This is a genomic window from Ferrovibrio sp. (genome assembly GCF_002796975.1).
In the GTDB taxonomy this organism is placed as follows: domain Bacteria; phylum Pseudomonadota; class Alphaproteobacteria; order Ferrovibrionales; family Ferrovibrionaceae; genus Ferrovibrio.
Map to the genome: position 1 here is coordinate 1 of NZ_PEKV01000033.1, position 2,909 is coordinate 2,909.

Sequence of the window (2,909 nt, forward strand, 5' to 3'; positions counted from 1 at the left end):
CCGTGGACGGCGTGCACACCACCTCGGCCGCCGTGCATTTCGTGCTTCAGCTCGGCTACTTCAAGGCGAAGCGGCGGTTCTTTGTCTACGAGCACGCGGCGGTGCTCGACGATCTGCAGCACATCCTGCGGCGCTACTTCCCCGAGCGCGACCTGGATACCGTCAAACTCCTGTCCAAGCCAACCCGCCTCGGTCAGCAGGAGATCGTGCTCGGCTTGTTCGCCTATCGTCTGTGCGACGACGCCGCCCGAGCGGATCTGGAGCGTAAGGCACAGCGAGTCGCCATGCTCTCGACGCAGCCGGTCTATATCCTGCGTGAGGCGCTGAAGTATTTGGAACAGCAGCGCCTGGTCGCACCGGGGTATAGCTTTCTGCAGGATCTGGTCGGCCGGGTCGTTTCCGGTGAGCGCCAACGACTCACGCAGCTGCTCGAGCGAGCCCTGACTCCGGAGATACAGCGCCAACTGGACGACTTGCTGGAGGCGGACGAAGGCATCTACCGCATCCGCGCGCTGCAACGCGAGGCCAAGAGCTTCGCCTACATGGAGCTGCACCAGGAGGTCGAGCGTCGCCAAGCCTTCGAGCCGTTGTACCGGTTCGCGCACGAGTTCCTGCAGACCACGGGCCTATCCAACGAGAGCGTCAAATACTACGCCTCCCTGGTGCCGTTCTACACCATCTACAAGCTGCGGCGCATGGCCGTGGCAACGACGCGTCTGTATCTGCTGTGCTTCGCCCATCAGCGCTTTGGCCAGATCAACGACAATCTCACCGACGCGTTCATCCATCTTGTCGATCAGTATGAGAAACAGGCCAAGCAGGCTGCCAAGGAGGCGGCACGGCAGTCGCTGGATGAGGCGAGCGAGCACCTGAAGTCCGCCGGAGCGGTGCTGAACCTCTTCGTCGACCCCTCCATCCCGGCCGAGGTCCCCTTCGAGCAAGTGCGAGCACAGGCGTTCGACCTGCTCGAGCCCGAGCGATTCGCGCAGGTTTCAGCCTATCTGCGCGACGTCGAGTTCGACAAGGCCGCCAGTGAATGGGCCCACTACAAGACCCTGTCGACGCACTTCAANNGCGGACGCGCACCGCGGCGCGTCGATCCGGCCACCTTCCCCACGGCGTTCATACCGAAGACCTTGCGCCGGCACCTGTTCGTCGAGACGGACGATGCCCCGAAGAAGAAGCGCCTGCAGATCGACCTCTATGAGTTTCTCGTCTACCGCCTGGTGCATCACGCCTTGGAGGCGGGCGACCTGTATGTGGCGGACAGTACCGAGTTCCGCCGCTTCGAGGACGATCTGATCAGCGACACCCGCTGGCAAGATAAGGACGCGGTGCTGCGCGAGGTCGGCGCCCCGATGCTCACAGCCCCGATCGAGGAGACCCTGGCGGCCTTCTGCAAGGAGTTGAACGCCAAGTTCGAATCGGTCAATGAGAACATCGACAGCGGTCGGAACAAACACATCAAGATCACCGGCGCCGGCGAGAAACGCCGCTGGACACTGAGATCCCCCGGCATCGAGCAGCCGACCGAGAGTCCCTTCTACAGCCGGTTGCCGGTGATCGGCATCGCCGACTTGCTGTGGTTCGTCGCCGAGAAAACGGGGTTCATAGACCGCTTCACCCATGTCCTCGACCGCTACGTCAAGTACGAGTCCGATGCCCGGAACATCCTCGCCTGTATCGTCGCCATGGGCACCAACATGGGGCTGTGGAAGATGGCTGAAGTCTCGGGACTCGGTCATCCGTCACTGGTGAGCGCGGCGCGCAATTACCTGCGCCTCGAGACCCTGCATGTGGCCAACGACGCGTTGACCAACGCCATCGCCGCGCTGCCGATGTTCCGCCAGTACGACATCCGCGACGAGCTGCACTCCAGCAGCGACGGTCAACGCATCGAGACCCAGATCGAGACCATCAACGCCCGACATTCGCGCAAGTATTTCGGCCTGAAGAAGGGGGTGAGCTCCTACACGCTGGTGGCCAATCATGTGCCGATCAACGCCCGGATCATCGGCACTCACGAGCATGAGAGCCACTTCGTGTTCGACCTGCTGCACAACAACACCACGGACGTCAGGCCCGAGCGCCACTCCACCGACACGCACGGCACGAACCAGGTCAACTTCTGGATTCTGCGTGTGTTCGACTACCTGTTTGCGCCGCGTTACCGCAATCTTCGCAAGAAGACCGAGCGCCTGGTCGGATTCCGGCATTCGAAGCACGATGCCGACAGCCTCATCAAGCCGTCGCGCAAGGTGCTCGAGTCGCTGATCTGCAGCGAGTGGCCAAATATTCAGCGGATCATGGCGTCACTGGCGCAAAAAGACGTGACACAAGCGACCATGGTGCGGAAACTGAATGCCTATGCCCGGCAGAACCGGACCAAGAAGGCCTTGGCGGAACTCGACAACATCTGTCGCACCCTCTACATCCTCGACTACATCGACGGCGTCGTGTTGCGCCAGAGCGTGCAGAAGGCCCTGAACCGTGGCGAGGCCTATCACCGTTTCCGCCGCGCCATCGCCTACGTCAATTCCGGCAAGTTCCGGGTGAAGACCGAATCCGAACAACAGATCTGGAGCGAGTGCTCGCGGCTGATCGCCAACGCGGTCATTTACTACAACACCGCGTTGCTGTCGCGGATCTACGAGCAAAAGCAAACCGCCGGCGACGTGGAGGCCCTTGAGATTCTCGGGCATATTTCGCCCGTCGCCTGGCAGCACATCAATCTGTTCGGACGGTTCGAGTTCACGCAGACAGGGTCGGGCGTCGATCTCGACGCGCTCGCCGAGCGCTACAATGATCCGGACTTCTGGGAGCGAGCACTGCGAGAAGAGGGACTGGACGAGCAAGTGTATTAGCGTCAGCTAATTTTTACCTTTTCGAGGGGTTGGGCTCAGATAGCC

General features: G+C 61.5%; 1 protein-coding gene. It reads left to right on the forward strand.

What is annotated here, in order from left to right; all coding sequences use genetic code 11:
• On the forward strand, positions 1 to 2,864 hold a 2,864-nt coding region (locus CTR53_RS21040), incomplete at its 5' end, for a Tn3 family transposase (RefSeq protein ID WP_290818430.1).
• Between the last annotated feature and the right edge of the window lie 45 nt (positions 2,865 to 2,909).